The organism is Floridaenema evergladense BLCC-F167, from assembly GCF_041929205.2.
In the GTDB taxonomy this organism is placed as follows: Bacteria; Cyanobacteriota; Cyanobacteriia; order Cyanobacteriales; family Aerosakkonemataceae; genus Floridanema; species Floridanema evergladense.
On record NZ_CM171625.1, the window covers coordinates 3,718,082 to 3,743,426 of the forward strand.

The following is a 25,345-nucleotide window of genomic DNA, read 5'->3' on the forward strand; positions in this document are numbered from 1 at the left end:
GGTCAATAAATCAAATGTAATTTGACGTTTTGTTGTTTGTGCATTGGGAGTTTCATTAAAAGTGCTACTTGTTGAAATTTTTCTGCATCTCTTTTGGCATCAAAAGGTTGAGATTCCAATTGATTAAGACCTTCAATAGCACGAGAATTAAGAGATTCAAATACCCGCTTTAATTCAGAAATTCGCTCTCTTACTTGTAGAGAAAAATCTCTAGCAACTCTCATTTCTGCAACTGCTTTATTAACTTTAACTTCGTATTCTTTCGCCTTTGTCATGGCTTTTTCACCTTCTCGCATCGCAAAAAAGCCACCTATTGCTAAAGCCGGAGCAGCAGTAATACCACCTAGCACCCAAACACCAAGAGCCATACCGCCGCCACCAGCTGCAACTGATCCAAAACCAAACCATGCTAAGGTTGCATTCCAAGCAGCTGCTCCACTCAAAGTAGAAATAGCTGTTCCTGTACTTGCTGCACCGATCGAAGTAGCAACGCCGATCGCACTACCGTATCCTGCGGCGGCTGCTCCCGCAGATTTTACGCCAGCCATAAAATACTTTTCTGCTCCTACAGCCGCAGCTTTATACTCTTTAATTTGCTGCACTGAAAAGTCCATTCCTTCTAATAGCCGCTTTTCACTTTCCGAAGCTTTCCGACCTGTATTTTCCAAGAAAGTAACAAAGCGTTTAACAGTACTTCTAATTACGTTTAATTGCAGTTCGCCATACTCTTGGGCAAATACGTTTGTGGCTTGTTCCGCCTGTTTCAATTGTTCAAGTTTACGCTCATAGCGCTCTTTGGCTTCGTTAGCAAGTTGGTTAGCTTTTTGACCAGGATAAAGTGAAACCATGTAAAACTCCTATGTTGATTTTAGTTAGCCAGATTGCAGGTTTTGACTAACTAGAATTCCTCTATTTGATATGGCTTTTAATGAGGAATATAAAACAATTGTAAAAAAAAACACATAAACTCCCTCAGCATATGTACTGAAATGCAATGATGAGGTTTTCTTATATACTTAAAAATAGTGAAAAGTAGAGCTTTTTTAATAAAAAATCTCAATTATTGGATATGACGGCGCAACACAATGCAAAAATAGTTATGTCAGAATTGGAGAAAGACTATTTTACCCACCGTTGAACAAGGCTTTACCTGTATTAGGGTCTGCCAAATGTTATCTAACTACTATCGAAACATCCTTCTATTTCGTTTTGATAGTAAAACAGGAACAATCTACATCCTGGCGCAAGAAAATATGGAAATTTTTATATCTCGTGATGGAAACTGGAGGTTTTTAAATGAAGCCGGACTTTAAAACTATGCCTAGAAAAGAGCTAATCGCTTATGTCTTGGCACATCGGGAAGATGAAGAAGCTTTTGATGCTTTGATTAATCGTCGCAGTCCTGATTCTGAGGCAACTTGGTATAACTTTCCTTATACTGAAGAAGGTCAACAACAAATGGAAGAAGTTTTTCGACGTAAGATCAATGGAGAAAATTAAGAACATTACTAACTTAATAAAAAGCTAGGCTTGAAATAGAAAGCGAGAAAATGCGATCGCTTAACCATCAGCCGTTCTATTTTCCCTCTTAATTTTCTCAACTCTTTCAAGGATTTCACCAAACAGATTCGGATCTTGTAAATCCTCAAGCGTTCCACTGGCTAAAACTGGCGCATTAGCTAACCGAAGATTTGCGATTAGTAAATTTTATCATGTTTCAAATTTTTGGAGTTTCTTCTGGGGAGGAATTAGCAAGATTTAGAACTGCTTAATTCTAGGTACGTTGTTGCGCTTTAGCGCTAAAGCGCAACAACGTACTTTCTTAATATACTTTGCGATCGCACGATAAAATAAATGTAAATTCAATTAACAATATTGACAGAATTTTAGAGATATAAAATGGCGATCGCTCTGTCAATGGCTAACTTGAAAATAATTTTATGCTAACAATTATTGGTTGTGGTAATTTAAATCGAAGTGATGATGGTGTAGGTGTAATAGTTGCTCAACGTTTGCAACGTCAAGTTACCAGAAGCTAGTTATACTTTACATGACTTTCGCTGGCATCATGCGATCGCAGCCGGACGCAAAATCTTTAAACAAGACTTTCCCAACCAAGTAACAGTCTACTTAATAGAAGCAGAAAATTTAGACTTTGGTTTGGAGTTGAGCTTCCCCGTTCAGCGTGCAGTAGATATAGTAACCGCAAAAATTTTACAAGCAATTTATCCTTGATTTATCAATAATCCCTTCCCCAGTCCCCAGTCCCCAGTCCCCAGTCCCCTATTTACGCGCTACAATCCCAAAGGAATCACAACTGCGCCAGTATATAACTTATGTTTCTCGACGAACTCACCCCCGTTTTTAAAGAACTAATCCAAAACCCTGTTTCCTTCGTGGGTGGATTTGTTTCTGGTATTCTTCGCCTCAGCTTAAATGATGACCCTGTAAAAAGCTGGTTAGATCAACAAACAGGTGTTACCACATCTAGTTCTAGCACCACTGACGGTAACAACGGTAGAAGTAATGGGCCACAATCTATTTCGATCGAATAATAACATTAGGACTTACGCACTCTCAGCCTAAACCTCGATCCCCCCTAGCCCCCCTTACTAAGGGGGGAATTTCAGAAAGCCCCTTTAGTAAGGGGTTGGGGAAGCGGGGGGAATTTCAGAAAGCCCCTTTAGTAAGGGGTTGGGGAAGCGGGGGGAATTTCAGAAAGCCCCTTTAGTAAGGGGTTGGGGAAGCGGGGGGAATTTCAGAAAGCCCCTTTAGTAAGGGGTTGGGGAAGCGGGGAGAATTTCAGAAAGCCCCTTTAGTAAGGGGTTGGGGGAGCGGGGGGAATTTCAGAAAGCCCCCTTAGTAAGGGGGTTGGGGGATCTCTTATTAAAAAAACTGGATCTACTCACAATTGGGTAGACCTTTTTTTAGAAAATAATACCTACGGCATATTGATTAATAAGTGTTTATGCTTTAACAGCAAATAGCATTTCTGTAGTTCGTCTAAAGTTAGAGGCTCTATGAAAAAAGCCTCTTTAAGATTATTAAGTAGGAGACGCTTGGGCATGAATCGCAGGAGCAATATCTGACAAAACTGCCCCACACAAAAAGCGGCTTTTGTAGAGAGGAGGAAGACTAATGACAGAAGCTACTGGGTATATGGCTCAGGAACGTGCCTTAGACCGGGATTGTACCACTCTGTCCCGTCACGTTTTGCAGCAATTACAAAGTTTCTCAGCAGATGCACAAGATTTAAGTGCTTTGATGAATCGGATTGCTTTGGCGGGAAAATTAATTGCTCGTCACATGAGTAGAGCAGGTTTAATGGAAAATGTCCTGGGATTTACTGGGGAAGTAAATGTTCAGGGAGAGTCCGTTAAAAAGATGGACATTTACGCTAATGATGTTTTTATCTCGGTGTTTAAGCAAAGCGGATTAGTTTGTCGCTTGGCTTCCGAGGAAATGGAAAAACCCTATTACATCCCCGAAAATTGTCCCATTGGACGTTATACTTTGCTCTACGATCCGATCGATGGTTCCTCCAACATAGACATCAATATTAATGTTGGTTCTATCTTTGCTATTCGCCAACAAGAAGGCATTGATGAAGATGGTTCTGCTTTGGATTTGTTACAAAATGGACGGAAACAAATTGCCGCAGGTTATATACTTTATGGGCCGAGTACGATGCTGGTTTATTCGATCGGCAAAGGTGTTCATGCCTTCACACTTGACCCTAGTTTAGGAGAGTTTATTCTCTCTAATGAAAACATTCAAATTCCCGAACATGGGCCGATTTATAGTGTGAATGAAGGTAACTTTTGGCAGTGGGAAGAATCGATTCGGGATTACATCCGTTATGTGCATCGTCATGAAGGTTATACTGCCCGTTATGGCGGGGCATTAGTAGGAGATTTCCACCGCATTCTGTTCCAGGGAGGAGTATTTTTATATCCCGGTACGCAAAAGAAACCAGATGGTAAATTGCGGTTGCTTTATGAAGCAGCACCTTTAGCTTATTTAGCTGAACAAGCTGGGGGTCGTGCTAGTACTGGAATGCAGGAAATTTTGGATGTCGTACCTCAGAAATTGCATGAGCGAGTTCCGCTAATTATTGGCAGTAAAGAAGATGTCACTTTAGTAGAATCTTTTATTAGTGAAGGTGTTAGGGAAGGTAAGAAAGAAGCAGTGCGCTAAAGTGATTTGCTGTGCGGAATTGTCAGTTCGGAAAAAGATTAAATTACACCAACCAGTTCACAAGTAGATAGTAGTAGAACAAGAACATGACAACCAATCATATCTTAGAAATTCCCCAATACGGGCAAAGTATCTGGATGGATAATTTGACTCGTGATTTAATTGAGTCGGGCGAACTCAAACGAATGATTGAAGATCGTGGGATTAAAGGGATTACTTCTAATCCGGCGATTTTTGAAAAAGCGATCGCAGGCAATAAAATTTACGATGCCGATATCGAAAAAGGCATTCGTGCAGGTTTAGAAACATACAAGATTTATGAATCTCTGATTTTTGACGATATTCGTCACGCTTGCGATATCTTCCGCCCAGTTTACGAAGCATCAAAAGGGTTAGATGGTTACATCAGCATTGAAGTACCACCAACTATTGCTCACGACACCGAAGCAACTATCAACGAAGCCCGTCGTTACTATCAAGAAATCGGTCGGGAAAACGTGATGATTAAAATTCCGGGGACTAGTGCGGGATTACCAGCAGTTGAGCAAGTAATTGCCGATGGAATTAATGTGAATGTGACGCTATTATTCTCAGTAGACAGTTACGTAAATACTGCTTGGGCTTACATCAAAGGGTTGGAAAAACGCGCCGCTGAGGGCAAAGATATTAGTAAGATTGCTTCGGTTGCTAGTTTCTTTCTCAGCCGGATTGATTCTAACATTGACAAGCGGATTGATGAGAAGTTAAAAGCGGGTGTGGAAAGCATCAATGTAGAAGCAAAATTACGGGCGGTGAAAGGAAAAGTGGCGATCGCAAATGCCAAGATTGCTTACCAAAAGTATAAGGAGATTACCCAGAGCGATCGTTGGCAAGCATTAGCCGCCAAAGGTGCAAAAGTTCAACGGTTATTGTGGGCTTCTACAAGTACTAAAGACCCAAATTATAGCGATGTCATGTACGTTGATGAATTAATTGGCCCAGATACCGTTAACACCTTACCACCTAACACAATTGAAGCTTGTGCCGATCATTGTGATGTTGCTAATCGTATCGAAACTGATGTAGACCAAGCTTATCAGTTAATGGAAAATCTCAAAGACCCAGATATCAATATCGACATCGATCGAGTTATGGACGAACTTCTCACCGAAGGCATTGAAAAATTCGTCCAACCCTTCCAATCCTTGATGAAATCTTTGGAAGAAAAGGTGAAACAGTTAGCACCTGTCTAATATGAGACTAGCGCAGCAAGGCAAAAATAATCTAGGAGTCGAAAAAGATTAAAAACCTTCTGCCTTCTTGTATTAGTTAGACGGGGCTTGATATTTCGATCGCCTTAAGGAAAAGAGGATCTAGCAATTAATCAATAAACTGATTAATTCTAGATCCTCAGCAAATTCTTGAGAAAATAGGTTGATAATCACTTTATCCCTATTAAACAGTATTAATATGCAATTTTCCCGTCAAAAGATATGTGTCTGGGAGCAAGTGTTAATCCTTTCTTAGGATTGGAAATCAAAACACATAATTGCTTTTAAACTTAAAACTGAAAAAACAAGCAGTAAAACTTAGCAATGGTTACACTTTTACCCAATCCCCTGCGTGTAGGCTTACAACAAGAAAAGATGCCCGAACCACAAATTCTGGTAATCTTCGGTGCATCTGGCGACCTTACCCAACGTAAATTGATTCCGGCAATTTATCATTTAAGACGAGAGCGAAGACTACCAGCAGAAACGACGATCGTAGGTGTGGCACGTCGCGACTGGAGTCATGAATATTTCCGCGAACAAATGCGGAAAGGATTAGACGAATTTTCTGAGGGTGTAGGTAACGAAGAACTTTGGGAAGAATTTGCTCAAGGTTTATTCTACTGTTCCGGTGACATCGACAACCCAGAAAGCTATCAAAAACTTAAAGCATTTTTAGCAGAGTTGGATAGTAAAAGAGGTACGAGAGGAAATCGGGTATTTTACCTCTCAGTTGCGCCCAAACTGTATGGAGAAGCAATTAAACAGTTGGGTAATGCAGGAATGACTGCCGATGCGACAAAAACTCGCGTAGTAATTGAAAAACCTTTCGGTCGAGATTTGGGAAGTGCTAGGGCGCTAAACCGAGTTGTTACTCAATATTGCAAAGAACAACAAGTTTACCGGATTGACCACTATTTAGGCAAAGAAACCGTACAAAACTTGTTGGTATTCCGGTTTGCCAATGCGATTTTTGAACCTTTGTGGAATCGTCAATTTGTCGATCACGTTCAAATTACTGTAGCAGAAACCGTAGGGGTAGAAGACCGTGCTGGTTATTATGAAACCTCTGGGGCGTTGCGGGATATGGTGCAGAACCATTTAATGCAAGTATTTTGCTTGACGGCAATGGAACCGCCTAACTCTTTGGAATCTGATTCTGTGCGAACAGAAAAGGTAAAAGTTTTGCAAGCTACTCGGTTGGCAAATGTCCATGATTTAACTCAATCAGCAGTTCGGGCGCAATATTCAGCTGGTTGGATGAAAGGGCAAAAAGTGCCGGGGTATCGTGAGGAACCAGGAGTCGATCTTAATTCCACTACGCCAACTTATGTGGCGATGAAATTAATGATTGATAATTGGCGTTGGCAAGGTGTACCTTTCTACTTGAGAACTGGCAAACGGATGCCAAAAAAAGTATCAGAAATAGCCATTCATTTTCGGGAAGTGCCTTATTTGTTATTTCAGTCGGCAGCTCAACAAGCTAATTCTAATGTCCTGATTATGCGGATTCAACCAAACGAGGGAATTGCTTTACGTTTTGAAGTGAAAATGCCTGGTTTAGAGGTGCGAACTCGGACTGTGGAAATGGACTTTGGTTATGGCACAGCCTTTGGGAAGACCAGTGGCGACGCTTACGATCGATTATTGTTAGACTGCATGATGGGCGATCAAACTTTGTTTACTCGCGCCGATGAAGTAGAAGAAGCTTGGCGAGTAGTTACTCCCGCACTTACAGCATGGGAAACACCTACCGATCCCTCATTAATGCCGCAATATGAAGCTGGAACTTGGGAACCCGCAGAAGCAGAATTGCTGATTAACCGCGATGGTAGACGCTGGCGAAGACCCTAATTTTTCATTGGTCGTTAGTCTTTTGTGATTTGTTATTTTTTCAAAAATGATTCAAAGGGTTTTAATTAATGACTCTGAGAACTAATCAGTGACTAATGACTAATGACTAATGACCAATGACTAATGACTAATAACTAATGACCAATTACCAATTACCAACTACCTAATCAACTATGACTACCTCATCTGCACCATTAGTTTCGTTACAAGCACCGAAAGATGTGTCTGTCGCCGATATTGAAACCGAACTAAGTCAAATTTGGCAAAGTTATGGTGGCGAAGGCGAAGGTTCTTTTGCAGCTGCAACTAGGGCTGCAACTTTTAGTTTAGTGATTTATGAACCGGAAGAAACCCAACAACTTTTAGCGGCTTTAGGATATTATATGGGGCCGATTGATGGCATTGAAGGGCCTCGGACTCAAGCAGCTTTAGAAGTTGCCCAGAAAGCTTTGGGATTGGAAGTAACCGGAAAGTCTAACCCAGAAACTTTGGCAAAGTTAAAAGAGGAAGTTGCCAAAAAAGATGATGGGAAGAAAGCTGAGGGTAACGGCTTAAAAAGCATCCAATATGCGTTAGATACTTCTGGTGCGGGTTTTGCTGATGCGATCGCTTCTGTTAACCCTTGTCGGATTATTGCACTCTGTCCAACTGTGGGCGAAGATGAAGGTGTAAACGCGCAAGTTTCTGCTTATTGTCCGGTACAAAAACGCACTAGCACTACGTTAATTTGCTGCGAATATATTACGCTGAGAGGGACACAAACGGCGTTAGATCGGATTAGTGGGATGATTCCAGAATTGGCGATCGCAGATTTGCCCAAATTTGCTTGGTGGAAAGCAACACCCGATCCCAATCACGATTTATTTAAGCGCATTGCTGAGTCTAGCGATTGCATTATTATTGACTCTTCTCACTTCAATGCTACCGAAGAAGATTTGTTAGTTGTGCAAGATTTGATTGAGTCGGGTTTGAATATTGCTGACTTAAATTGGCGGCGTTTGTTCAATTGGCAAGAATTAACCGCAGAAGCATTCGATCCCCCAGAACGTCGTCCTTATATCAAGGAAATCGATCTGGTAACAATTGATTATGAAAAGGGCAATCCTGCACAAGCTTTAATGTTTTTAGGTTGGTTTGCTAGTCGGTTACAATGGCATCCAGTTGCTTATGAAAGTCTAGGCGGCGAATATGACATTACAAAGATTAAATTTGTCGGTGCAGACCAACGCCAAATTGAAGTAGAATTGGCAGCAATTCCGATCGCAGCTGGAGAAATACCAGGAGATTTAATTGGTTTACGTTTAATGTCAACTAATACCCAAGCTGATTGCTGTACAATTTTATGTTCGCAAATCGCAGGTTGTATGCGGATGGAATCTGGCGGTGGAGCACAAAATTGTCGCATTGAACAAGTAACACCAATGTTCGATCAACAAGCAGAAAACTTGTTGAGTAAGCAGTTACAACGCTGGAGTCGGGATATGTTATACGAAGAAAGTATGGCAGTTGCAGCGCAAATTCTCAAGTTAGTGAATCGGTAGTGGGTAGTGGGTAGTTGGTTGAGGAAGAAACTAACAAATTTGTAAGATATAAAATGGAAAATTCCCACTACCAACTACCAACTACCAATTACCAAAAATGAGTTTAATAATTGCTGGAGAACGCAGCGGGGTAGGTAAAACAACTGTTACACTTGCCCTGCTTGCAACTTTAAAACATCGCAATTTGGCAGTACAATCTTTTAAGGTTGGGCCTGATTACATTGACCCAATGTTTCATCATTATGTTACTGGAAAACCTTGTCGAAATTTAGATCCGGTACTGAGTTCGGAAAGTTATGTAAAAGAATGTTTTTCCCGGCATATTCAAGGGGTAGAATTTGCTTTAGTTGAAGGGGTGATGGGGTTGTTTGATGGGGTGAAGAAGGGGACTGGGGAGGAAGATAAGTTTTTTGCTAGTACTGCACATATTGCTCGATTATTGGATTTACCTGTATTATTAGTAATTGATTGTAGTCGGTTGTCGGGTTCTGTTGCTGCGATCGCACAAGGTTACAGCACTTTCGATCCTAGAATTAAGATAGCTGGTTTAATATTAAATCGGGTAGGAAGCGATCGACATTTAGAACTTTTAACAGATGCTTTGTTACCTTTGAATCTGTCAATTTTAGGAGTTTTGCGCCGAGAAGATGATATTGCAATTCCCGATCGACATTTGGGTTTAATCCCCACCGTCGAACTTCCCCAAATGAATGCTGTAATTGATAAATTAGCCCATTTAGGAGAAACCTGTTTTAACTGGGAAAAACTCTTACCAATGTTGAAAAGTCCAGAAGTAAAATTAAAACCCCAGTCCCCAGTCCCCAGTCCCCAGTCCCCAGTTAGAATTGCGATCGCACAAGATAAAGCCTTTAATTTCTATTATCAAGAAAATCTAGATTTACTGCAAAAATTAGGTGCAGAATTAGTATTTTGGAGTCCTCTTAATGATACAACTTTACCCAAAAATGTACAAGGATTTTATTTTGGGGGCGGTTTCCCCGAAGTTTTTGCTCAACAATTAAGCGATAACTTGCTGATTAAAGAAGCAGTGAAAAAAGCTATTTTAACAGGAACTCCTACTTATGCAGAATGCGGAGGGTTAATGTACTTATGTGAGGAAATAATAGATTTTTCAGGAAACAGTTACCCAATGTTAGGGATTTTACCAACAAAAGCAGAAATGGGTAGCCATTTAACATTAGGATATCGCCAAGCAACAGCATTACAAGACAGCCCTATTATACCTGCTGGTACAACCATCTGGGGACATGAATTTCATCGTTCCAGCTTATCCAAAACCCCAGAAAAACCTTTATTTAAAGTCAAAGGATTTTCTGCTAACTTAGTAAATGAAGAAGGATGGAAATTGTATAACATTCATGCTTCATACATTCACTTGCACTTTGGCGATCGTCCAAAAATTCCCACAAGATTTTTGCAGCAATGCAGATTAAATTGTATTTAAAAATTGCAGATGAACGCAGATAATAAAAAACATCCATGTTTGTACCATTAAACTGAAAAACCTCAAAATAATTAAAGACCTTAGTCCTTCAATTCAGTAAGAATCAAGGACTAAAGTCTTTATAAAAACTGCTTTTAACCCAGATTATGGTGAAGTTGTGGAACCAGGGGTAGTGCTAGAACATCGATTCAGTATTGTCGTCGGCGATGAGAAACCGGGTTTCTTTCGCTCGCACAGTCAATATTTCGTTACCCCAAGTCAAAGAAACCCGGTTTCTGGGATTACTGAATTGGTGTTCTAGAACCGCCTGTACTTCTGCTAGGGTTAGTAATAGAACCGTCTGGTGTATTTCTTATCCCAGGAGTGGTACTAGAATCAGTAGATGAATTGTTATCTTCTTGCTCAAGACATCTCTCATTCTGGGCTGTTAAACTTTGATCGTCTGCTGAGGGATAAGATGAACTTCTCGAAGAGTTTCTAGAGTTAGCACTAGTAGAAGAACTTCCCCTATCACCTCTTGTACCTTGGTTAACGCAAGGATCGTCAACAGCATTTGTACCTGACACACCACCAGGAGTATTAGAGTCATTGGAAGAATCTCTATCGTTGATGGGATTACTAGTAGATTGACCAGGAGAATTTTGTGCAAATTGGTTGAAATTTACTTCTGCAAATCCGGGAAGACTAAGTAAAGAACTAATTCCCAGAACTCCTAAAAAACCAGCCAACTTTTTGATTGAATTCATTGTGTGTCATCCATTAAGAAAAAATAAGATTGTACAAATCTCAAACAGATTTAATATCTGTCCCTAGAGGTACTTGCTGGGTCGGGGTTGCGGTAACTTACAGGTTCTTTAGGTTTGCGGAATAAACCAGCTAAACCAGCTAGACCAAGCAAACCTAGTGCGCCCCAGTTGGAATAGGAATTGCGATCGCTTTCCGCCGCACTAACTTGCTGAGAACCAGTCGTATCTGATGTTGCACCCGCACCAGTTGTCCCAGTTGTACCAGTACCTTCAGTCGTACCACTCGTCGTACCAGTACCATCAGTCGTACCAGTTCCCAGTCCTGAACCAGTTCCGCCAGTTGTATCAGTTCCCGTTCCCGTACCACTCGTACCAGTTCCCAGTCCTGAACCAGTTCCACTATCCGTACCAGTCGTACCAGTTCCTAGTCCCGAACCAGTTCCGCCAGTTGAATCAGTTCCACTACCTGTACCAGTTGAACCAGTACCAGTTCCTAGTCCTGAACCAGTTCCACTATCCGTACCAGTCGTACCAGTTCCTAATCCCGAACCAGTATCGCCAGTTGAACCAGTTCCACCTGTACCAGTCGTACCAGTACCACCAGTTGAACCAGTACCCGTTCCCAGTCCCGAACCAGTTCCACTATCCGTACCAGTCGTACCAGTTCCTAGTCCCGAACCAGTTCCACTATCCGTACCAGTCGTACCAGTTCCTAGTCCCGAACCAGTTCCGCCAGTTGAACCAGTTCCACCTGTACCAGTCGTACCAGTACCACCAGTTGTACCAGTTCCCGTTCCCGTACCACTCGTACCAGTTCCCGCACCTGTACCACTCGTACCAGTACCGCCAGTACCGCCAGTTTGGGCAGAACTAGGTAAACTTAAGGGAAGAGTAACTAAATTCACGGCAAAAATACTAGCCCAAACAACTTTAGTCAAGTCCAAAGATTTCATAGAAGAGGTTCCTGTGATTTCCTAAATCTCTGCAAATTCTTGGTTTATAAAAATGGTGTCTTTTAAATCAGTTCAATTTGATCCAGAATTGATCAGACCTAATCAAGCTACTTGTCTATGCTTCAGAGGAATTATGTCCTTACTTAATATTCCTCGGTTTTTCTTTCATAAGCTTAGTTACTTATCACTTTTGGTAGATGATTAGGTGGAAATTTTAATTTACTACCTCTGCCATTATTAACCTACTAGAATATTGCCTTGCGTTTCCTTACTAAGCAGAATAACTAATACTTTGTTTCTCAACTTCTATCGAAAGAACAGGTATACTTCTTAACTGTATCTATGTCCAATGATAGAAAAAAATTTATAAGAATTTAGTATATTTTGCTTTTTATAGCCAGTCTAAATAATTCGTGAAAAAGATTTTTTGAACCACGTTCGCGTAGCGCGTAAGACACGAAGGACACAAAGAAAGAAGAGAAGAAGCAGTTTTCTGCAATAACTAAATAAGATTGAGTAAGTTAGAGGTGCGATCGAGTTCACTGATGGCGAATTTTATTCGGTAAAATTGATGTGAGCGTTAATATATTCGGTAAAAAGCCAGCAAATTTAACAGATAGGGAGTAGAAATGGAAATTCAGGAACTTAAAGCTTTAATTAAAGAGAGTGTCCTACCAACCCTCAAACGCAACAATGCCTAGTCAATGGGACTAGGCACGTTCGGAAAAAATGAGCAAAATTTTCAAGTGTTAATCGTCAAAAACTAGGACGATGATAAAGGATAAAAAACTAAGGTGGACTAAGATAATTGCAGCTACATTACCACGGCCTTTGCATAGATTGGTCTTTCCTGATCTGGGTTTGGTACTGCTCTAAACAAAGAGCTTTATGCCACTTTTTTAGCTATGCCTTTGATTTAAACTGCAATCTGGTTCCTGTCAGGAGACACCGCGACCGAACCATTTATTTCTTGTTGATTTGTTCCTTTTGGTGTCCATCTTTAAAGTAGCACAGATAACTTTTATGGTAAGAACTTGTTTACTTAATTTGATTTGTCTTTACACTACTTAAGTTTTTAGCAAATAGCCTTAATACTGGTTGGGGACTGGGGATTGGGGACTAGGGACTGGGGAGTGAGAAGGTTTTGAGTTCAGAAGTTTTCTTGCTCCTCTGCCTCTGTACCTAGCTGGAAACAAAAGGCAAAATATAGTTAAAATGGGGGTTTGGAGAATGAAGACTGACTAGCATCGGGAAAACGCAAAACTCGATCGGGATTTCTCGATTTATATTCTGGGACAGGATTAATCAAGAAATCTGGTAAATCCTAGTCAAAGTTTCCCAGTCCCTAGTCCCCAGTCCCTAGTCCCCAGTCCCCACTATCACCAAATCAATTAGACTCATGCCTGTATCTCTCCCATATCTTAGCGGTAGCGAAATTCGGCAAAAATTCCTCGAATTCTTTGCTCAAAAAGGACATCAAATTTTGCCTAGCGCTTCCTTAGTACCCGAAGATCCCACAGTTTTGTTAACTATTGCTGGGATGTTACCTTTTAAACCGATTTTTTTGGGACAAAGAACTCCCGAATTTCCTCGCGCTACTACATCACAAAAGTGTATTCGTACTAACGATATTGAAAATGTCGGACGCACTGCAAGGCATCATACTTTTTTTGAGATGCTGGGTAATTTTAGCTTTGGGGATTATTTTAAAGAAATTGCGATCGCTTATGCGTGGGAAATCTCTACAAAAATTTTTGGTTTACCTAAAGAACGCATTGCTGTTAGTGTCTTCGAGGAAGATGACGAAGCTTTGGCAATTTGGCGAGACAAAATCGGCGTAACAGAAAAGCGAATTAAACGCATGGGTGCAGAGGATAACTTTTGGAATTCTGGCCCGACTGGACCTTGTGGCCCTTGTTCGGAATTGTACTATGATTTTCATCCCGAACGAGGCGATGACGAGATTGATTTAAATGATGATTCTCGGTTTATTGAATTTTATAACCTGGTTTTCATGCAATATAACCAGGATGCTGAGGGTAATTTAACTCCTCTACAAAACAAGAATATTGATACCGGAATGGGATTGGAACGGATGGCGCAAATCCTCCAAGGAGTTCCCAATAATTACGAAACAGATTTGATTTTTCCGATTATCAAAACGGCAGCGGAAATTGCGGGAATTGATTACGCTAAAGCTGATGAAAAAACCAAGGTTTCTTTAAAAGTAATTGGCGATCACGTCCGGGCAGTTGTTCACATGATTGCTGACGAAATTCGAGCATCAAATATCGGGCGCGGTTATGTGTTGCGGCGGTTAATTCGTCGGGTAGTGCGTCATGGCAGATTAATTGGAATTTCGGAGGATTTTACGCCGAAAGTTGCGGAAACTGCGATCGCGCTTTCCGAATCAGCTTATCTCAACGTGCGGCAAAGAGAGGCGACAATTAAAGCGGAACTACAAAGGGAAGAAACTCGCTTTTTAAAGACTTTGGCAAGGGGCGAAAAATTGCTAGAAGAAACTATTGAACGAGTTAAGAAATCTGGAAAAACGGAAATTCCCGGAAATGATGCTTTTGTCCTTTATGATACTTACGGTTTTCCCTTGGAACTAACGCAAGAAATTGCCGAAGAAGAGGGATTAATGGTAGATTTGGCGGGTTATGAAGCGGCGATGAAGGAACAAACAACGCGATCGCAATCTGCCCACGAAACTATTGATTTAACCGTCCAAGGTTCCTTGGATAAATTAGCGCAAAACATCCACGCTACCCAGTTTTTAGGTTACACCGAAGCGGTAGCCAATGCCAAAATCGAAGCAATTCTGATAAATGGCGAAGCTGTAGAAGAAGCAGAAGCGGGAACGGAAATTCAAATAGTTTTGGATTGCACTCCATTTTATGCGGAATCTGGCGGACAAATTGGCGATCGCGGCACAATTAGCGGCTATGGATCGATCGTTAGCATTCACGATGTTAAAAAAGAATCAGATTTCTTTGTACATTTTGGACGCATCGAAAGAGGTAATTTACGAGTAGGAGATAGCGTCAACGCGCAAATCGATCGATCTTGTCGTCGTCGGGTGCAAGCTAATCACAGTGCTACTCATTTATTACAAGCAGCATTGAAGAAAATTGTCGATGATTCAATCTCGCAAGCAGGTTCTTTGGTAGCATTCGATCGCTTACGTTTTGACTTCAATTGTCCCCGTGCTTTAACACCAGAAGAAATCCAACAAATTGAAGAACAAGTTAACACTTGGATCGCCGAAGCACACGCCGGAGTTGTGGAAGTTCTGCCCTTAGCAGAAGCAAAAGCTAAAGGTGCGATTGCTATGTTTGGCGAAAAATACGGTGCAGAAGTAAGAGTATTAGATTTTGGCGTTTCGATGGAACTTTGCGGCGGAACTCATGTGAATAACACTGCCGAAATTGGCGTGTTTAAAATTATCTCAGAAACAGGTGTTGCTGCCGGAATTAGACGCATTGAAGCAGTCGCAGGGCCAGCTATTTTAGAATACTTGAATCTGCGGGATAAAGTAGTGAAGGAATTGAGCGATCGCTTTAAAGCAAAACCCGAAGAAATTCCCGAAAGAATCACCAATCTCCAAAACGAACTGAAAGCAACTCAAAAGGAATTAGAAACCTTAAAAGCAGAGTTAGCAATTACCAAGTCCGATCGATTACTATCTCAAGCAGAAACAGTTGGCGAATACCAAATCTTAGTAGCTGAACTCCCAGAAGTAGACGCTGAATCATTAAAAACTGCTGCCGAAAGATTACAGCAAAAATTAGGCGAAGCAGCAGTAATTTTAGCTTCCTGTCCCGAACCCCAAAAGGTGAATTTCGTAGCAGCTTTTAGTCCAAAAGTCAACAAAAAAGGTTTACAAGCTGGCAAATTCATCGGACAAATTGCCAAAATTTGCGGTGGTGGTGGTGGTGGCAAACCAAATTTAGCCCAAGCAGGTGGAAGAGATGCTACAAAATTAAAAGAAGCGCTAGAAACTGCTCGTAAGCAATTACGAGAAGGGCTATAAGAAGGCATAAGAGAAGAAAGGGAAGGGGGGAACAGACAGAAAGCCAAAATTCTCCTTGTCCTCGTTTGTCCTCGTTCCCAGGTTCAACCTGGGAACGAAATATAGAGGCTCTGCCTCTGGTGCCTATTCCATATCCTTGACTACTTTTGAGTTAACCAAATATTTACGACTTTTGATATATTAGCTGCAAGAGCTAAGTTAGAGCAAATTAAGACTACAGGGTGTTGTTTACCAGTATGGCGTTAACTACTATCTGCCTAATGAAGTAGATAACTGCCACTCATGTTTGGATGAGACTCAACTAATCTGATTTAGTTGAGTTACGTTTGTAGTTTTGTAATGTTGTAGCAAACTCAGCAATTATGAACTTTTCCAAGATCAAAGCATCAAACAAAATTTGGATTTTCGCTTGTAGCTTATATTTAGGATTTTTAATTTTTATTTCTACTTCTGCTTATTTAAAAAGCCTCTCACCTTTACTTACGAAGGTGCCTTTTAGCGATACCTTCATGCACTTTCTATTATTGGGGCTAACTGCCTTTTTTAGTCACCTAGCGTTGAATAAACGATATGTCATGGTATTTGGCATACTTTTTCCCCAAGCTCCGTTAATCATAGCCCTCTGTTGTATGTTGGATGAAATACTGCAAAGATTCTCACCTAAAGCGACTTCTAGCCTTCTAGGTCTAATGGCTGACTTAGCTGGAATCATCTTGTTTTACTTTCTGGCAGAAAGGATAAAATTGAAAAGTTAGTTGGGAGAGTAAATGTATGAAATGTCCTGCTTGTGACAATGAATTAAGTGAGAAATTAGCTGGAAATATCACTGTTGATGTTTGCGAAGGTGGTTGTGGGGGGATTTGGTTCGATCGCTTTGAATTGCAAAAAGTTGATAACCTGGAAGAAACAGAGGGAGAGAGCCTATTAAATATTCAAAAAAGTCCAGAAGTGGAAGTTAATCATAATTTGAGAAGGTATTGTCCCAAGTGTCCAAACATCCTGATGATGCGACATTATTACGGTGTCAAAAAACAGGTGCTAGTCGATGAATGTCCAAGTTGTGCAGGTTTTTGGTTGGATGCAGGAGAATTAGCGGCAATTCGCAGTCAGTTTAGTTCAGAAATGGAGAAGGAAATCGTAACAGAACAATATATCGCTGATATTGTTGGTAAATATCTTGGAACGTAGCACTAAGTAATTTTTGTCATAAATTTGCAGCAGTTACTCAGTTGCCTCTGAAAATTGGTGATGCTATCTAGGACGAAAAATTGCAGTAAACCGATTATCATTATCAGGACACAAAGGTTAAAATAGAAGCCCATTCTCAAGAAAGCTGCAATTTATTCAACCATGACTACAGCTGCTCCAGCTAAAACTAAGTACGAAGCCATCATTGGTTTAGAAACCCATTGTCAACTGAGTACAGCTACCAAAATTTTCTGTAATTGCTCTACCAAATTTGGTGCAGCACCCAACGAAAATGTTTGTCCGATTTGTATGGGGATGCCAGGAGTGTTACCAGTACTCAATCAAAAGGTGCTGGAATATGCAGTAAAAGCTGGTTTAGCCCTGAATGCGGAAATTGCGCCTTATAGCAAGTTCGATCGCAAACAGTATTTTTATCCCGACTTACCAAAAAATTATCAAATTTCCCAATATGACTTGCCAATTTGCGAACGTGGTTGGCTAGAAATTGAGTTAGTAGATGAAGAAGGTAACGCCACAAGGAAGAAGATTGGTATTACCCGTCTGCACATGGAAGAAGATGCAGGTAAGTTAGTTCATGCAGGTAGCGATCGCCTTTCCGGTTCTACCTATTCCTTAGTTGACTTCAACCGCACAGGCGTTCCTTTGTTAGAAATTGTTTCCGAACCAGATATGCGATCGGGACAAGAAGCAGCGGAATATGCTCAAGAACTACGAAGAATCATGCGTTATCTTGAAGTCAGCGACGGGAATATGCAAGAAGGTTCCTTGCGTTGTGATGTTAACGTTTCTGTGCGTCCAGTGGGGCAAAAAGAATTTGGCACTAAAGTAGAAATTAAAAATATGAACTCCTTTAGTGCGATTCAAAGGGCGATCGATTATGAGATCGATCGGCAAATTTCCGCACTCGAAGCCGGAGAAAAAATAGTTCAAGAAACTCGCCTTTGGGAAGAAGGGAGTCAAAAAACCATTAGTATGCGGAAAAAAGAAGGTTCCAGCGACTATCGCTACTTCCCCGAACCCGATTTGGCACCTTTAGAAGTTCCTGCGGAACAAAAGCAACACTGGAAAGAAGAATTACCCGAATTGCCAGCCGCCAAGCGCCACCGTTACGAAAGCGAATTAGGACTTTCCCCTTACGACGCGAGGGTGTTGACGGACGATCGCGCCGTCGCTGAATATTTTGAAGCCACAGTCACTAATGGTGCTAGTCCCAAACAAGCAGCAAACTGGGTAATGGGTGATATTACGGCATATCTGAACAACGAAAAACTCAGTATTACGGAAATTGCCCTCAAACCAGATACACTGGCTGAACTCATCTCCTTAATCGAAGACAAAACCATTAGCGGCAAGATTGCCAAAGAAATCCTGCCAGAACTGCTCACCAAAGGCGGTTCAGTTCAGGAAATGGTCAAAGATAAAGGATTAATTTCCGATCCTGCCGTTTTAGAACAAATAATCGACAAAATCATCGCCGCCAATCCCAAAGAGTTAGAACAATACCGCAAAGGCAAAACCAAACTACTCGGCTTCTTCGTCGGACAAATGATGAAAGAAACCTCTGGTCGCGCCGACCCCCAACTTACCAACCAACTCCTAACCAAGAAGTTGCAATCTTGATAACTTCTTTACGAAAAAACCCCTAAACTTCATAAAAACCTTAAAAAAGGGGTGTCACCCCTCACCCCTTGAATGGTATATTGATGTAAGTAGATGCACCCTGATGATCGGGAGAGTCGTTATCCAAGCGGCTCCCCTTTTTTTTTGGCAAGGGAGCAGGGGAGGTGGGGAGGTGGGGGGATGGGGAGGTGGGGGGATGGGGAGGTGGGGAGATGGGGGGATGGGGAGGTGGGGAGATGGGGAGGTGGGGAGATGGGGAGGTGGGGAGATGGGGAGATGGGGAGATGGGGGGATGGGGAGGTGGGGAGATGGGGAGATGGGCAATAATGGTAAGAATATATTTTAGGTAGAGAAGAAATGATTAGAACTCATGAAGATTTAGAGGTTTATCAAATTGCATTTGAAGCAGCTATGCAAATTTTTGAACTTTCTAAAACTTTTCCCCAAGCAGAACGATACTCGTTAACCGATCAAATTCGTCGCTCATCTCGATCTGTTTGCGCTAATCTTGCAGAAGCTTGGAGAAAGCGAAGATATGAAGCTGCTTTTATTGCTAAACTCAGTGATTGTGAAGCAGAAGCTGCGGAAACCCAAGTATGGATTAAGTTCGCTGTTAAATGCCAATATTTAGAAATAGAAAAAGGCAGAAAATTATACGCTACTTATAATCAAATACTCGGTGGTTTAGTCTATTTAATTAACAACTCCCACCGCTGGATCATCAACTAAACCTCCCCATCTCCCCATCTCCCCATCTCCCCATCTCCCCATCTCCCCATCTCCCCATCTCCCCATCTCCCCATCTCCCCACCTCCCCATCTCCCCATCTCCCCATCTCCCCATCTCCCCATCTCCCCATCTCCCCATCTCCCCATCTCCCCATCTCCCCATCTCCCCATCTCCCCATCTCCCCATCTCCCCATCTCCCCATCTCCCCATCTCCCCATCTCCCCATCTCCCCATCTCCCCACCTCCCCATCTCCCCATCTCCCCACCTCCCCATCCCCCCATCTCCCCATCTCCCCACCTCCCCATCTCCCCACCTCCCCATCCCCCCATCTCCCCATCTCCCCACCTCCCCATCTCCCCACCTCCCCATCTCCCCTGATATAATCGCCTCTCAAACAAGAATGCTGTCAGGAGGAAGAAAAATGTCAGATTGGCAAGTGATTGATGGTAGTATTACGGCACCGCGAGGGTATCGGGCGGCGGGAATTACGGCGGGATTGAAGGCTTCGGGATTGCCGGATTTGGCTTTGATTGTGTCGGATGAGGAGGCGATCGCAGCTGGAGTTTTCACTACCTCGGTTGTTCGCGCTGCACCTGTGGACTATTGTCGGCAAATATTACAAACTAAACCTAGTGCCAGAGCGATTCTTTGCAATTCTGGACAAGCTAACGCTGCTACAGGCGCACAAGGCAAAGCTGATGCAGAAGAATGCGCTAAAGTACTCGGAGAAGCTTTAAATATTTCTGCGAATTCGATCTTACTTGCCTCTACTGGCGTGATCGGTCAAAGAATTAAAATGGACATCTTAAAAGCTGCCATTCCTCAATTAGTTGCTTCCTTGTCGGACACTGGCGGAGATACAGCAGCTAGGGCAATTATGACTACGGATACTGTGCCGAAAAGTATTGCTTTGGAAACTACCATTGATGGTCGTCCGGTGCGAATTGGGGGAATTGCCAAAGGTGCAGGGATGATTCATCCTAACATGGCGACAATGTTATCTTTTGTTACTTGCGATGCCGCTGTTTCTCCTTCTCTGTGGCAAGAAATGCTCTCTCGCGCCGCTGACAAAACTTTTAACCAAATCACAGTGGATGGCGATACTAGCACCAATGACAGTTTAATTGCTTTGGCAAACGGTCAATCCCGCACTCCGGCAATTACGGAAATGAGCCCAGATGCAGAGAAGTTGGAAGCAATGTTAACTGCTGTTTGTCAGCATTTGGCTAAGGCAATGGCGCGGGATGGTGAAGGGGCTACTTGTTTGATTGAAGTGGTAGTTTCTGGCGCAGCGGACGATCGCGCGGCGCGTCAAATTGCTAGAACGATCGCTGGCTCCTCTTTGGTCAAATCTGCGATCTTCGGTCGTGACCCAAATTGGGGTAGAATTGCAGCTGCGGCTGGTCGTGCAGGTGTACATTTCGACCAAAAAGATTTGCAAATTTCTCTGGGTAATTTCTTGTTAATGGAAAATGGTCAGCCTTTACCTTTCGATCGTTCTGCGGCTAATCAATATCTCAAAAAAGCAGCGTCGGGTGCTTTTTTACACGATGACACAGTGTTAATTTCTGTTAGCGTCGGTAATGGGAATGGCTCTGGCAAAGCTTGGGGTTGTGACCTAAGTTACGATTATGTCAAGATTAACGCTGAATATACAACCTAATTAATCACTTTTTGTTTGTTTTTTGTTAACTAATCATTCCTCAAGTTGGGCCTTTTCAGAAGTCAGGCTGCGAGGCTAAGGGGGAAAGTCTAGAAACACTTTTCCTCCTTCATCTCTGAGTCAATCCCTCATTTGTTACTTTTTTTATTTTATCAAAAAATAATATAGTAAAACTATTGAAAATTCAAAAATTTTTCACATTTTAATTAAAATATATACAATGAAGACTAAGTATATTTAGAGCTTACTGTTTAATTAGAATTATTGAATCATGAAAATTTTATTAAATTTAAATAAATTGCTCTAGGCAAATTGATAGAGGTTGGTTTATATTAAGGCAATAGCAAGAGAAACTAAAACTTTCTAGTCAAGGTATTAGAGAACAGCAAAATTTTAAATTTAAAAGAAAAGATAGCTCAAATTTATGGGCGATTGTTTCTTGTTCATCAATTCATAATCAAACAGGAAAATATATTGGTGCATTAACTATGGTAACTGACATTACTAAACGGAAAATCACAGAAGCAGCATTATCACAAAGCGAAGCTACAAATCGGGCAATTATTGATGGAATTCCCGATTTATTACTGCGGGTAAAAAGAGATGGAACTTGCCTAAATTTCATTTCTCCTAAAGACTCTTCTGCTAAAAAATATGTACCGATCGCCAACCATATTTCCGAATTACTGACACCAGATATTTTACAAAAGCAGTTAGAATATATAGAGCAAGCATTAACTACTAAAGAAGTTCAAATTTACGAACAGCAACTACCAAAATGTAACAAAATTTGTCATGAAGAAATTCGGATTTCGCCCTGTGGTCAAGATGAAGTATTAATTATAGTTCGGGATATTACAGAGCGCAAAGAAGCAGAACGGAAGATTCTCTTAGCGCTAGAAGAAAAAGAAATTTTAATCAAAGAGATTCACCATCGCGTCAAAAATAACCTTCATGTAATTATCAGCCTCTTAAATTTACAAATACATAATATTAACGACCCAAAACTCTTAGAAATTTTTAATGATAGCCAAAATCGCATCTACACAATGGCATTAATTCACGAACAATTATATCAATCTGAAGATTTAGGAAAGGTGAGATTGGATAAATATATTCAGGGGTTAATTGGTAATCTTTGTACCTCTTTTTACATTGGTAGCAAAAGTATTAAACTAATGGTGGAAGCTGAACCATTATCATTAAATTTGGAAACAGCTATCCCCTGCGGTTTAATCATCAATGAGTTAATCACAAATGTTTATAAACACGCCTTTCCTAACGGTCGAGATGGAGAGGTAAAAGTCCAATTATTTCAATCTGACGAGCAGCAATTTAATCTGATTGTGGCAGATAATGGCATTGGTATTCCAGCAACTGTGGACTTGCAAAATCCTACATCTTTAGGTTTAAAATTAGTGCAAATTCTCGCCAAGCAATTGAAAGCTAGTTTGGAGTTTTCTTTTCAGACGGGGACTGTTGCCAAATTAACCTTTAAGCAGTTACCGTATAAACCAAGAATTTAAAATGTCTAATTACTTAGGGAAAAATCATGTTAACATTTCTAGAAGAAAATAGAATAACCATGAAAACAAACATTAAAATTTTAATAGTTGAAGACGAACTAATTGTCGCCGAAAATATATACAGAAATCTCAACCAACAAGGTTATGAGGTAGTAGATGTAGTTAGTACGGGTGAAGAAGCTATTAAAGAAGCGATCGCCAATCATCCCGATTTAGTACTCATGGATATAATGTTACCAGGAGATATTGATGGCGTAAAAGCAGCTCATACAATTTATACTCAATTGCAAATTCCTATAGTTTACATGACCGCTTATGCTGATAATGATACTTTAGAAAAAGCCAAACATACCAAACCTTATGGTTACTTAGTGAAACCTTTTAAACCGCAGGATCTCCGCACTACTATTGAAATTGCTTTAGAAAGATATGAAACTGAAAAAGCAATGGCAATTCGTTACACTGCACAAATTCAAGTAGCTCAAGAAAAATTGCAACTATTAAATCAAGTATCCAACTTAACATTATTAGAAAAACAATTTAATCAAATTATTAATCATTTGAATTTAACAAGAAGTACTGAAAATATTGTTCCGGTGTTTTGCTTGCGGTTAGATCGGTTACAAAAAATCAGCAATATATTAAGTTATCAAAACAATAAATACTTAGGGAATTTAATAGTAAAAAGATTAACTACTTATTTAGGTAATCCCGAACTTTTAGCTAGGTTAAATAATGAGGAATTCGCGATCGTCCTCAATTCACTGAGAAATAAACAAGAAGTTACCAATGCTGCTCACCAAATTCTCCAATTATTCAACGAATCTTTTTTTATTAATTACCGAGAAATTTTTGTCACCGCCAGCATCGGCATCGCTATCTTTAAACAAGATGGTGATGAATTAGAGGAATTAATCAATAATAGCAAAAAAGCTATGAATTATGCCCAAAATTTGGGAGGAAATCGCCAGGAATTTTATCGGGAATTATTAAGTATAGATTGGGACAATGAACTAGCGATAGAAGCAGATTTGCGTCATGCTATAGAGCGTCAAGAACTGCAACTTCACTATCAACCTAAAGTAGATTTACGAACAGGTAAAATTGTCGGTGCAGAAGCTCTTTTACGTTGGTATCAGCCAGCCAAAGGATTTATTTCTCCAGGTAAATTTATTCCTATAGCTGAGGAAACAGGATTAATTAAATCAATTAGTGATTGGGTTTTCAACACAGCTTGTAAACATACAAAAGCTCTGCATCAAGAAGGATTAGAATGTATCCGCGTCGCAGTAAATATATCCGGCTATCAGTTCAATCAACAAGAGTTAGCGCAACAGTTACTTAGAATCACCTTAAATGCTGGAATTGAACCAAAATTTCTTGAATTTGAATTAACTGAAAGTTTATTAATTGCCGATCTTACTTTAGCAATTATAGCCAGTCTAAATGAATTGTGAAAAAGCATCGTAGTTTTTAAAGTTAGGAACATTAAAAAGTTTGAAATCAACAAAAAGCTGAAATAACCGCTTCACAATGGCAAAACTTTTACCAAACCGATAAAATCTTCTTAGTAAATTTTTTAACTGTAGCCAAATTGCTTCTACAGGATTTTCTTGGGGAGCGTAAGGCGCAAATCTATGACAAGTAACATTCCATTCTTCGGGAGTCATTTCTTGATTCTGTTGAGTTAAAAATTTTTTCATTTCCTCTCCTCTATGATAACTAGCTCCATCCCAGATCAATAAAATTTTGGCTCCCGGATTTCTTTGTTGTAGTTGAGTGACAAAATTGACAGTGTTTTCTCCATTTCCTTGGGGATAAGGGTCGAGAATAAATTCTTTCGTTAATAGATCTAAAGCTCCATAATAAGTCTGTCTTTCTTTGGGATTCAACAGTGGAATTTTCACTGGTTCTTTGATGAAGTTCCACAGATAACCACAGATATCGTCCCAGAGTAGATGGCATTCATCAATAATATACACCACCAGCTTTCTGGCCTCTATTTCGGTGCGATGTTTTTCGAGAAGTGCGGCAATTTCTTGGTTTTTTTTTTAGTTAATTCTGCATCATATCGAGGATTCACCTGTTCTCCTTTTTGCCAAGAGATTTTCGCTTCTTGAAAAATCTGATAATAGCTTTGTCGCGATTGAAAAACTACATCATATTTGTCAATTAAATAAGTTTCTAATTCGGAAATATCCCAAGCTTTTTGCTGAATTAACCACGCAATTGTTTCCGCTCTTTCTTCTGGGCTTAAATAACTTTCTGTGCCTTTATACCTGGATTTTAAAGCTTCATTACCGCCGACTTTAAAAGCATTAAACCATTTACTGATAAACCCTACTGAGACTGCTAAAATTTCTGTAATTTTCTCATAGCGATATCCCTCTAACGCCAATTTAGCTGCTAATGCTCTCTTCATTTCTGCCGATTTTGGATTACTTTTAATAAAATCTTCGAGAGTCTTTAGCTGTTTTCTAACTTCTGAATCTTCTACTGCTCTCATTTCTACTTCTCGGTTACAAGCCGTTCTTATTTTACCAGATTACCCTTTT

At 40.6% G+C, this 25,345-nt stretch carries 22 protein-coding genes and 2 pseudogenes; 19 read left to right on the forward strand and 5 right to left on the reverse strand.

Translation table 11 applies throughout. From position 1 onward, the window contains the following. Nucleotides 1-2: 2 nt before the first annotated feature. A complete protein-coding gene (locus tag ACE1CA_RS18110; RefSeq protein WP_413276124.1) occupies nucleotides 3-848 on the reverse strand; it encodes a hypothetical protein in 846 nt (281 codons plus the stop codon). Between the two features lie 321 nt (nucleotides 849-1,169). Between ACE1CA_RS18110 and ACE1CA_RS18115 the strand changes: the two genes are divergently transcribed. The 9 genes and pseudogenes from ACE1CA_RS18115 (at nucleotide 1,170) to ACE1CA_RS18155 (ending at nucleotide 10,307) form a co-directional block, all read left to right on the forward strand. Then, entirely contained in the window at nucleotides 1,170-1,313 is a 144-nt protein-coding gene (locus ACE1CA_RS18115) for a DUF6888 family protein (RefSeq protein ID WP_486517429.1), read from the forward strand. A 4-nt stretch (nucleotides 1,314-1,317) separates the two neighbouring features. After that, nucleotides 1,318-1,500 (forward strand): DUF6887 family protein, encoded by a 183-nt coding sequence (locus tag ACE1CA_RS18120; protein ID WP_486517430.1) that lies wholly within the window; start codon nucleotides 1,318-1,320, stop codon nucleotides 1,498-1,500. A gap of 440 nt (nucleotides 1,501-1,940) precedes the next feature. Further along, a pseudogene (locus ACE1CA_RS18125) lies at nucleotides 1,941-2,235 on the forward strand (hypothetical protein). Between the two features lie 101 nt (nucleotides 2,236-2,336). Next, nucleotides 2,337-2,555, forward strand: coding sequence for a ssl0294 family protein (locus tag ACE1CA_RS18130; RefSeq protein WP_413276121.1), 219 nt, complete (start codon nucleotides 2,337-2,339; stop codon nucleotides 2,553-2,555). A 583-nt stretch (nucleotides 2,556-3,138) separates the two neighbouring features. Next, nucleotides 3,139-4,197 (forward strand): class 1 fructose-bisphosphatase, encoded by a 1,059-nt coding sequence (fbp, locus tag ACE1CA_RS18135; protein WP_413276120.1) that lies wholly within the window; start codon nucleotides 3,139-3,141, stop codon nucleotides 4,195-4,197. Nucleotides 4,198-4,283: 86 nt separating this feature from the next. Then, nucleotides 4,284-5,429: a transaldolase gene (gene tal / locus ACE1CA_RS18140; protein ID WP_413276119.1), complete on the forward strand. Its 1,146-nt coding sequence runs from the start codon at nucleotides 4,284-4,286 to the stop codon at nucleotides 5,427-5,429. Between the two features lie 342 nt (nucleotides 5,430-5,771). Beyond that, the gene (gene zwf, locus ACE1CA_RS18145) at nucleotides 5,772-7,301 is read left to right on the forward strand and encodes a glucose-6-phosphate dehydrogenase (RefSeq protein WP_413276118.1); all 1,530 of its coding nucleotides are present in this window, start codon (nucleotides 5,772-5,774) and stop codon (nucleotides 7,299-7,301) included. A gap of 173 nt (nucleotides 7,302-7,474) precedes the next feature. Beyond that, nucleotides 7,475-8,842, forward strand: coding sequence for a glucose-6-phosphate dehydrogenase assembly protein OpcA (gene opcA / locus ACE1CA_RS18150; RefSeq protein WP_413276117.1), 1,368 nt, complete (start codon nucleotides 7,475-7,477; stop codon nucleotides 8,840-8,842). A 97-nt stretch (nucleotides 8,843-8,939) separates the two neighbouring features. Beyond that, nucleotides 8,940-10,307, forward strand: coding sequence for a cobyrinic acid a,c-diamide synthase CobB (locus ACE1CA_RS18155; RefSeq protein ID WP_413276116.1), 1,368 nt, complete (start codon nucleotides 8,940-8,942; stop codon nucleotides 10,305-10,307). Between the two features lie 281 nt (nucleotides 10,308-10,588). Here ACE1CA_RS18155 and ACE1CA_RS18160 read toward each other — a convergent pair whose 3' ends face one another. Together ACE1CA_RS18160 and ACE1CA_RS18165 are read right to left on the reverse strand one after the other, a co-directional pair. Next, nucleotides 10,589-11,053 (reverse strand): hypothetical protein, encoded by a 465-nt coding sequence (locus ACE1CA_RS18160; protein ID WP_413276115.1) that lies wholly within the window; start codon nucleotides 11,051-11,053, stop codon nucleotides 10,589-10,591. Between the two features lie 50 nt (nucleotides 11,054-11,103). Continuing rightward, the gene (locus ACE1CA_RS18165) at nucleotides 11,104-12,006 is read right to left on the reverse strand and encodes a WGxxGxxG-CTERM domain-containing protein (RefSeq protein WP_486517431.1); all 903 of its coding nucleotides are present in this window, start codon (nucleotides 12,004-12,006) and stop codon (nucleotides 11,104-11,106) included. A gap of 1,399 nt (nucleotides 12,007-13,405) precedes the next feature. Here ACE1CA_RS18165 and alaS point away from each other — a divergent pair. The 6 genes from alaS (at nucleotide 13,406) to ACE1CA_RS18195 (ending at nucleotide 19,600) form a co-directional block, all read left to right on the forward strand. Then, nucleotides 13,406-16,042 (forward strand): alanine--tRNA ligase, encoded by a 2,637-nt coding sequence (alaS, locus tag ACE1CA_RS18170; RefSeq protein WP_413276113.1) that lies wholly within the window; start codon nucleotides 13,406-13,408, stop codon nucleotides 16,040-16,042. Between the two features lie 362 nt (nucleotides 16,043-16,404). Then, the gene (locus ACE1CA_RS18175) at nucleotides 16,405-16,797 is read left to right on the forward strand and encodes a VanZ family protein (protein WP_413276112.1); all 393 of its coding nucleotides are present in this window, start codon (nucleotides 16,405-16,407) and stop codon (nucleotides 16,795-16,797) included. Nucleotides 16,798-16,813: 16 nt separating this feature from the next. Continuing rightward, nucleotides 16,814-17,230 (forward strand): TFIIB-type zinc ribbon-containing protein, encoded by a 417-nt coding sequence (locus ACE1CA_RS18180; RefSeq protein WP_413276111.1) that lies wholly within the window; start codon nucleotides 16,814-16,816, stop codon nucleotides 17,228-17,230. Nucleotides 17,231-17,392: 162 nt separating this feature from the next. Next, nucleotides 17,393-18,871 (forward strand): Asp-tRNA(Asn)/Glu-tRNA(Gln) amidotransferase subunit GatB, encoded by a 1,479-nt coding sequence (gene gatB / locus ACE1CA_RS18185; RefSeq protein WP_413276110.1) that lies wholly within the window; start codon nucleotides 17,393-17,395, stop codon nucleotides 18,869-18,871. Nucleotides 18,872-19,051: 180 nt separating this feature from the next. Beyond that, nucleotides 19,052-19,198, forward strand: coding sequence for a hypothetical protein (locus tag ACE1CA_RS18190; protein WP_486517432.1), 147 nt, complete (start codon nucleotides 19,052-19,054; stop codon nucleotides 19,196-19,198). Nucleotides 19,199-19,228: 30 nt separating this feature from the next. Beyond that, nucleotides 19,229-19,600 carry a four helix bundle protein gene (locus ACE1CA_RS18195; RefSeq protein ID WP_486517433.1) on the forward strand — a complete coding sequence of 124 codons (372 nt, stop codon included), beginning with the start codon at nucleotides 19,229-19,231 and terminating at the stop codon, nucleotides 19,598-19,600. On the opposite strand, the gene ACE1CA_RS18200 is transcribed toward ACE1CA_RS18195, so the two are convergent. After that, nucleotides 19,597-19,962 (reverse strand): hypothetical protein, encoded by a 366-nt coding sequence (locus ACE1CA_RS18200; RefSeq protein WP_486517434.1) that lies wholly within the window; start codon nucleotides 19,960-19,962, stop codon nucleotides 19,597-19,599. The two genes, ACE1CA_RS18195 and ACE1CA_RS18200, sit on opposite strands and share 4 nt — an antisense overlap. 60 nt (nucleotides 19,963-20,022) lie before the next feature. On the opposite strand from ACE1CA_RS18200, the gene argJ reads away from it, so the two are divergent. The 4 genes and pseudogenes from argJ to ACE1CA_RS18220 all read left to right on the forward strand — a co-directional run bounded on the left by argJ (nucleotide 20,023) and on the right by ACE1CA_RS18220 (nucleotide 24,247). Next, entirely contained in the window at nucleotides 20,023-21,264 is a 1,242-nt protein-coding gene (gene argJ / locus ACE1CA_RS18205) for a bifunctional ornithine acetyltransferase/N-acetylglutamate synthase (RefSeq protein ID WP_413278186.1), read from the forward strand. Between the two features lie 374 nt (nucleotides 21,265-21,638). Then, nucleotides 21,639-21,737 (forward strand): annotated as a pseudogene (locus ACE1CA_RS18210) (hypothetical protein); the annotation flags it as partial. A 15-nt stretch (nucleotides 21,738-21,752) separates the two neighbouring features. After that, nucleotides 21,753-22,790 carry a PAS domain-containing sensor histidine kinase gene (locus ACE1CA_RS18215; protein ID WP_486517435.1) on the forward strand — a complete coding sequence of 346 codons (1,038 nt, stop codon included), beginning with the start codon at nucleotides 21,753-21,755 and terminating at the stop codon, nucleotides 22,788-22,790. 59 nt (nucleotides 22,791-22,849) lie between these two features. Then, on the forward strand, nucleotides 22,850-24,247 hold the full coding sequence (locus tag ACE1CA_RS18220) for an EAL domain-containing protein (RefSeq protein WP_413278184.1): 1,398 nt from the start codon (nucleotides 22,850-22,852) through the stop codon (nucleotides 24,245-24,247). Here the strand turns inward: ACE1CA_RS18220 and ACE1CA_RS18225 are convergent. Next, a protein-coding gene (locus ACE1CA_RS18225; RefSeq protein WP_486517407.1) for an IS630 family transposase occupies nucleotides 24,233-25,296 on the reverse strand; the annotation gives its coding sequence in 2 pieces (ribosomal slippage) (nucleotides 24,233-24,840 and nucleotides 24,840-25,296; 1,065 coding nt in all). The genes ACE1CA_RS18220 and ACE1CA_RS18225 overlap by 15 nt on opposite strands. Between the last annotated feature and the right edge of the window lie 49 nt (nucleotides 25,297-25,345).

What these genes read in the sequence shown, in the direction of transcription:
- ACE1CA_RS18110 (WP_413276124.1), bottom strand. Translation starts at nt 848, where the DNA reads ATGGTTTCACTTTATCCTGGTCAAAAAGCTAACCAACTTGCTAACGAA.
- ACE1CA_RS18115 (WP_486517429.1), top strand. Translation starts at nt 1,170, where the DNA reads ATGTTATCTAACTACTATCGAAACATCCTTCTATTTCGTTTTGATAGT.
- ACE1CA_RS18120 (WP_486517430.1), top strand. Translation starts at nt 1,318, where the DNA reads ATGCCTAGAAAAGAGCTAATCGCTTATGTCTTGGCACATCGGGAAGAT.
- ACE1CA_RS18130 (WP_413276121.1), top strand. Translation starts at nt 2,337, where the DNA reads ATGTTTCTCGACGAACTCACCCCCGTTTTTAAAGAACTAATCCAAAAC.
- fbp (WP_413276120.1), top strand. Translation starts at nt 3,139, where the DNA reads ATGACAGAAGCTACTGGGTATATGGCTCAGGAACGTGCCTTAGACCGG.
- tal (WP_413276119.1), top strand. Translation starts at nt 4,284, where the DNA reads ATGACAACCAATCATATCTTAGAAATTCCCCAATACGGGCAAAGTATC.
- zwf (WP_413276118.1), top strand. Translation starts at nt 5,772, where the DNA reads ATGGTTACACTTTTACCCAATCCCCTGCGTGTAGGCTTACAACAAGAA.
- opcA (WP_413276117.1), top strand. Translation starts at nt 7,475, where the DNA reads ATGACTACCTCATCTGCACCATTAGTTTCGTTACAAGCACCGAAAGAT.
- ACE1CA_RS18155 (WP_413276116.1), top strand. Translation starts at nt 8,940, where the DNA reads ATGAGTTTAATAATTGCTGGAGAACGCAGCGGGGTAGGTAAAACAACT.
- ACE1CA_RS18160 (WP_413276115.1), bottom strand. Translation starts at nt 11,053, where the DNA reads ATGAATTCAATCAAAAAGTTGGCTGGTTTTTTAGGAGTTCTGGGAATT.
- ACE1CA_RS18165 (WP_486517431.1), bottom strand. Translation starts at nt 12,006, where the DNA reads ATGAAATCTTTGGACTTGACTAAAGTTGTTTGGGCTAGTATTTTTGCC.
- alaS (WP_413276113.1), top strand. Translation starts at nt 13,406, where the DNA reads ATGCCTGTATCTCTCCCATATCTTAGCGGTAGCGAAATTCGGCAAAAA.
- ACE1CA_RS18175 (WP_413276112.1), top strand. Translation starts at nt 16,405, where the DNA reads ATGAACTTTTCCAAGATCAAAGCATCAAACAAAATTTGGATTTTCGCT.
- ACE1CA_RS18180 (WP_413276111.1), top strand. Translation starts at nt 16,814, where the DNA reads ATGAAATGTCCTGCTTGTGACAATGAATTAAGTGAGAAATTAGCTGGA.
- gatB (WP_413276110.1), top strand. Translation starts at nt 17,393, where the DNA reads ATGACTACAGCTGCTCCAGCTAAAACTAAGTACGAAGCCATCATTGGT.
- ACE1CA_RS18190 (WP_486517432.1), top strand. Translation starts at nt 19,052, where the DNA reads ATGGGGAGGTGGGGGGATGGGGAGGTGGGGAGATGGGGGGATGGGGAG.
- ACE1CA_RS18195 (WP_486517433.1), top strand. Translation starts at nt 19,229, where the DNA reads ATGATTAGAACTCATGAAGATTTAGAGGTTTATCAAATTGCATTTGAA.
- argJ (WP_413278186.1), top strand. Translation starts at nt 20,023, where the DNA reads ATGTCAGATTGGCAAGTGATTGATGGTAGTATTACGGCACCGCGAGGG.
- ACE1CA_RS18215 (WP_486517435.1), top strand. Translation starts at nt 21,753, where the DNA reads ATGGTAACTGACATTACTAAACGGAAAATCACAGAAGCAGCATTATCA.
- ACE1CA_RS18220 (WP_413278184.1), top strand. Translation starts at nt 22,850, where the DNA reads ATGAAAACAAACATTAAAATTTTAATAGTTGAAGACGAACTAATTGTC.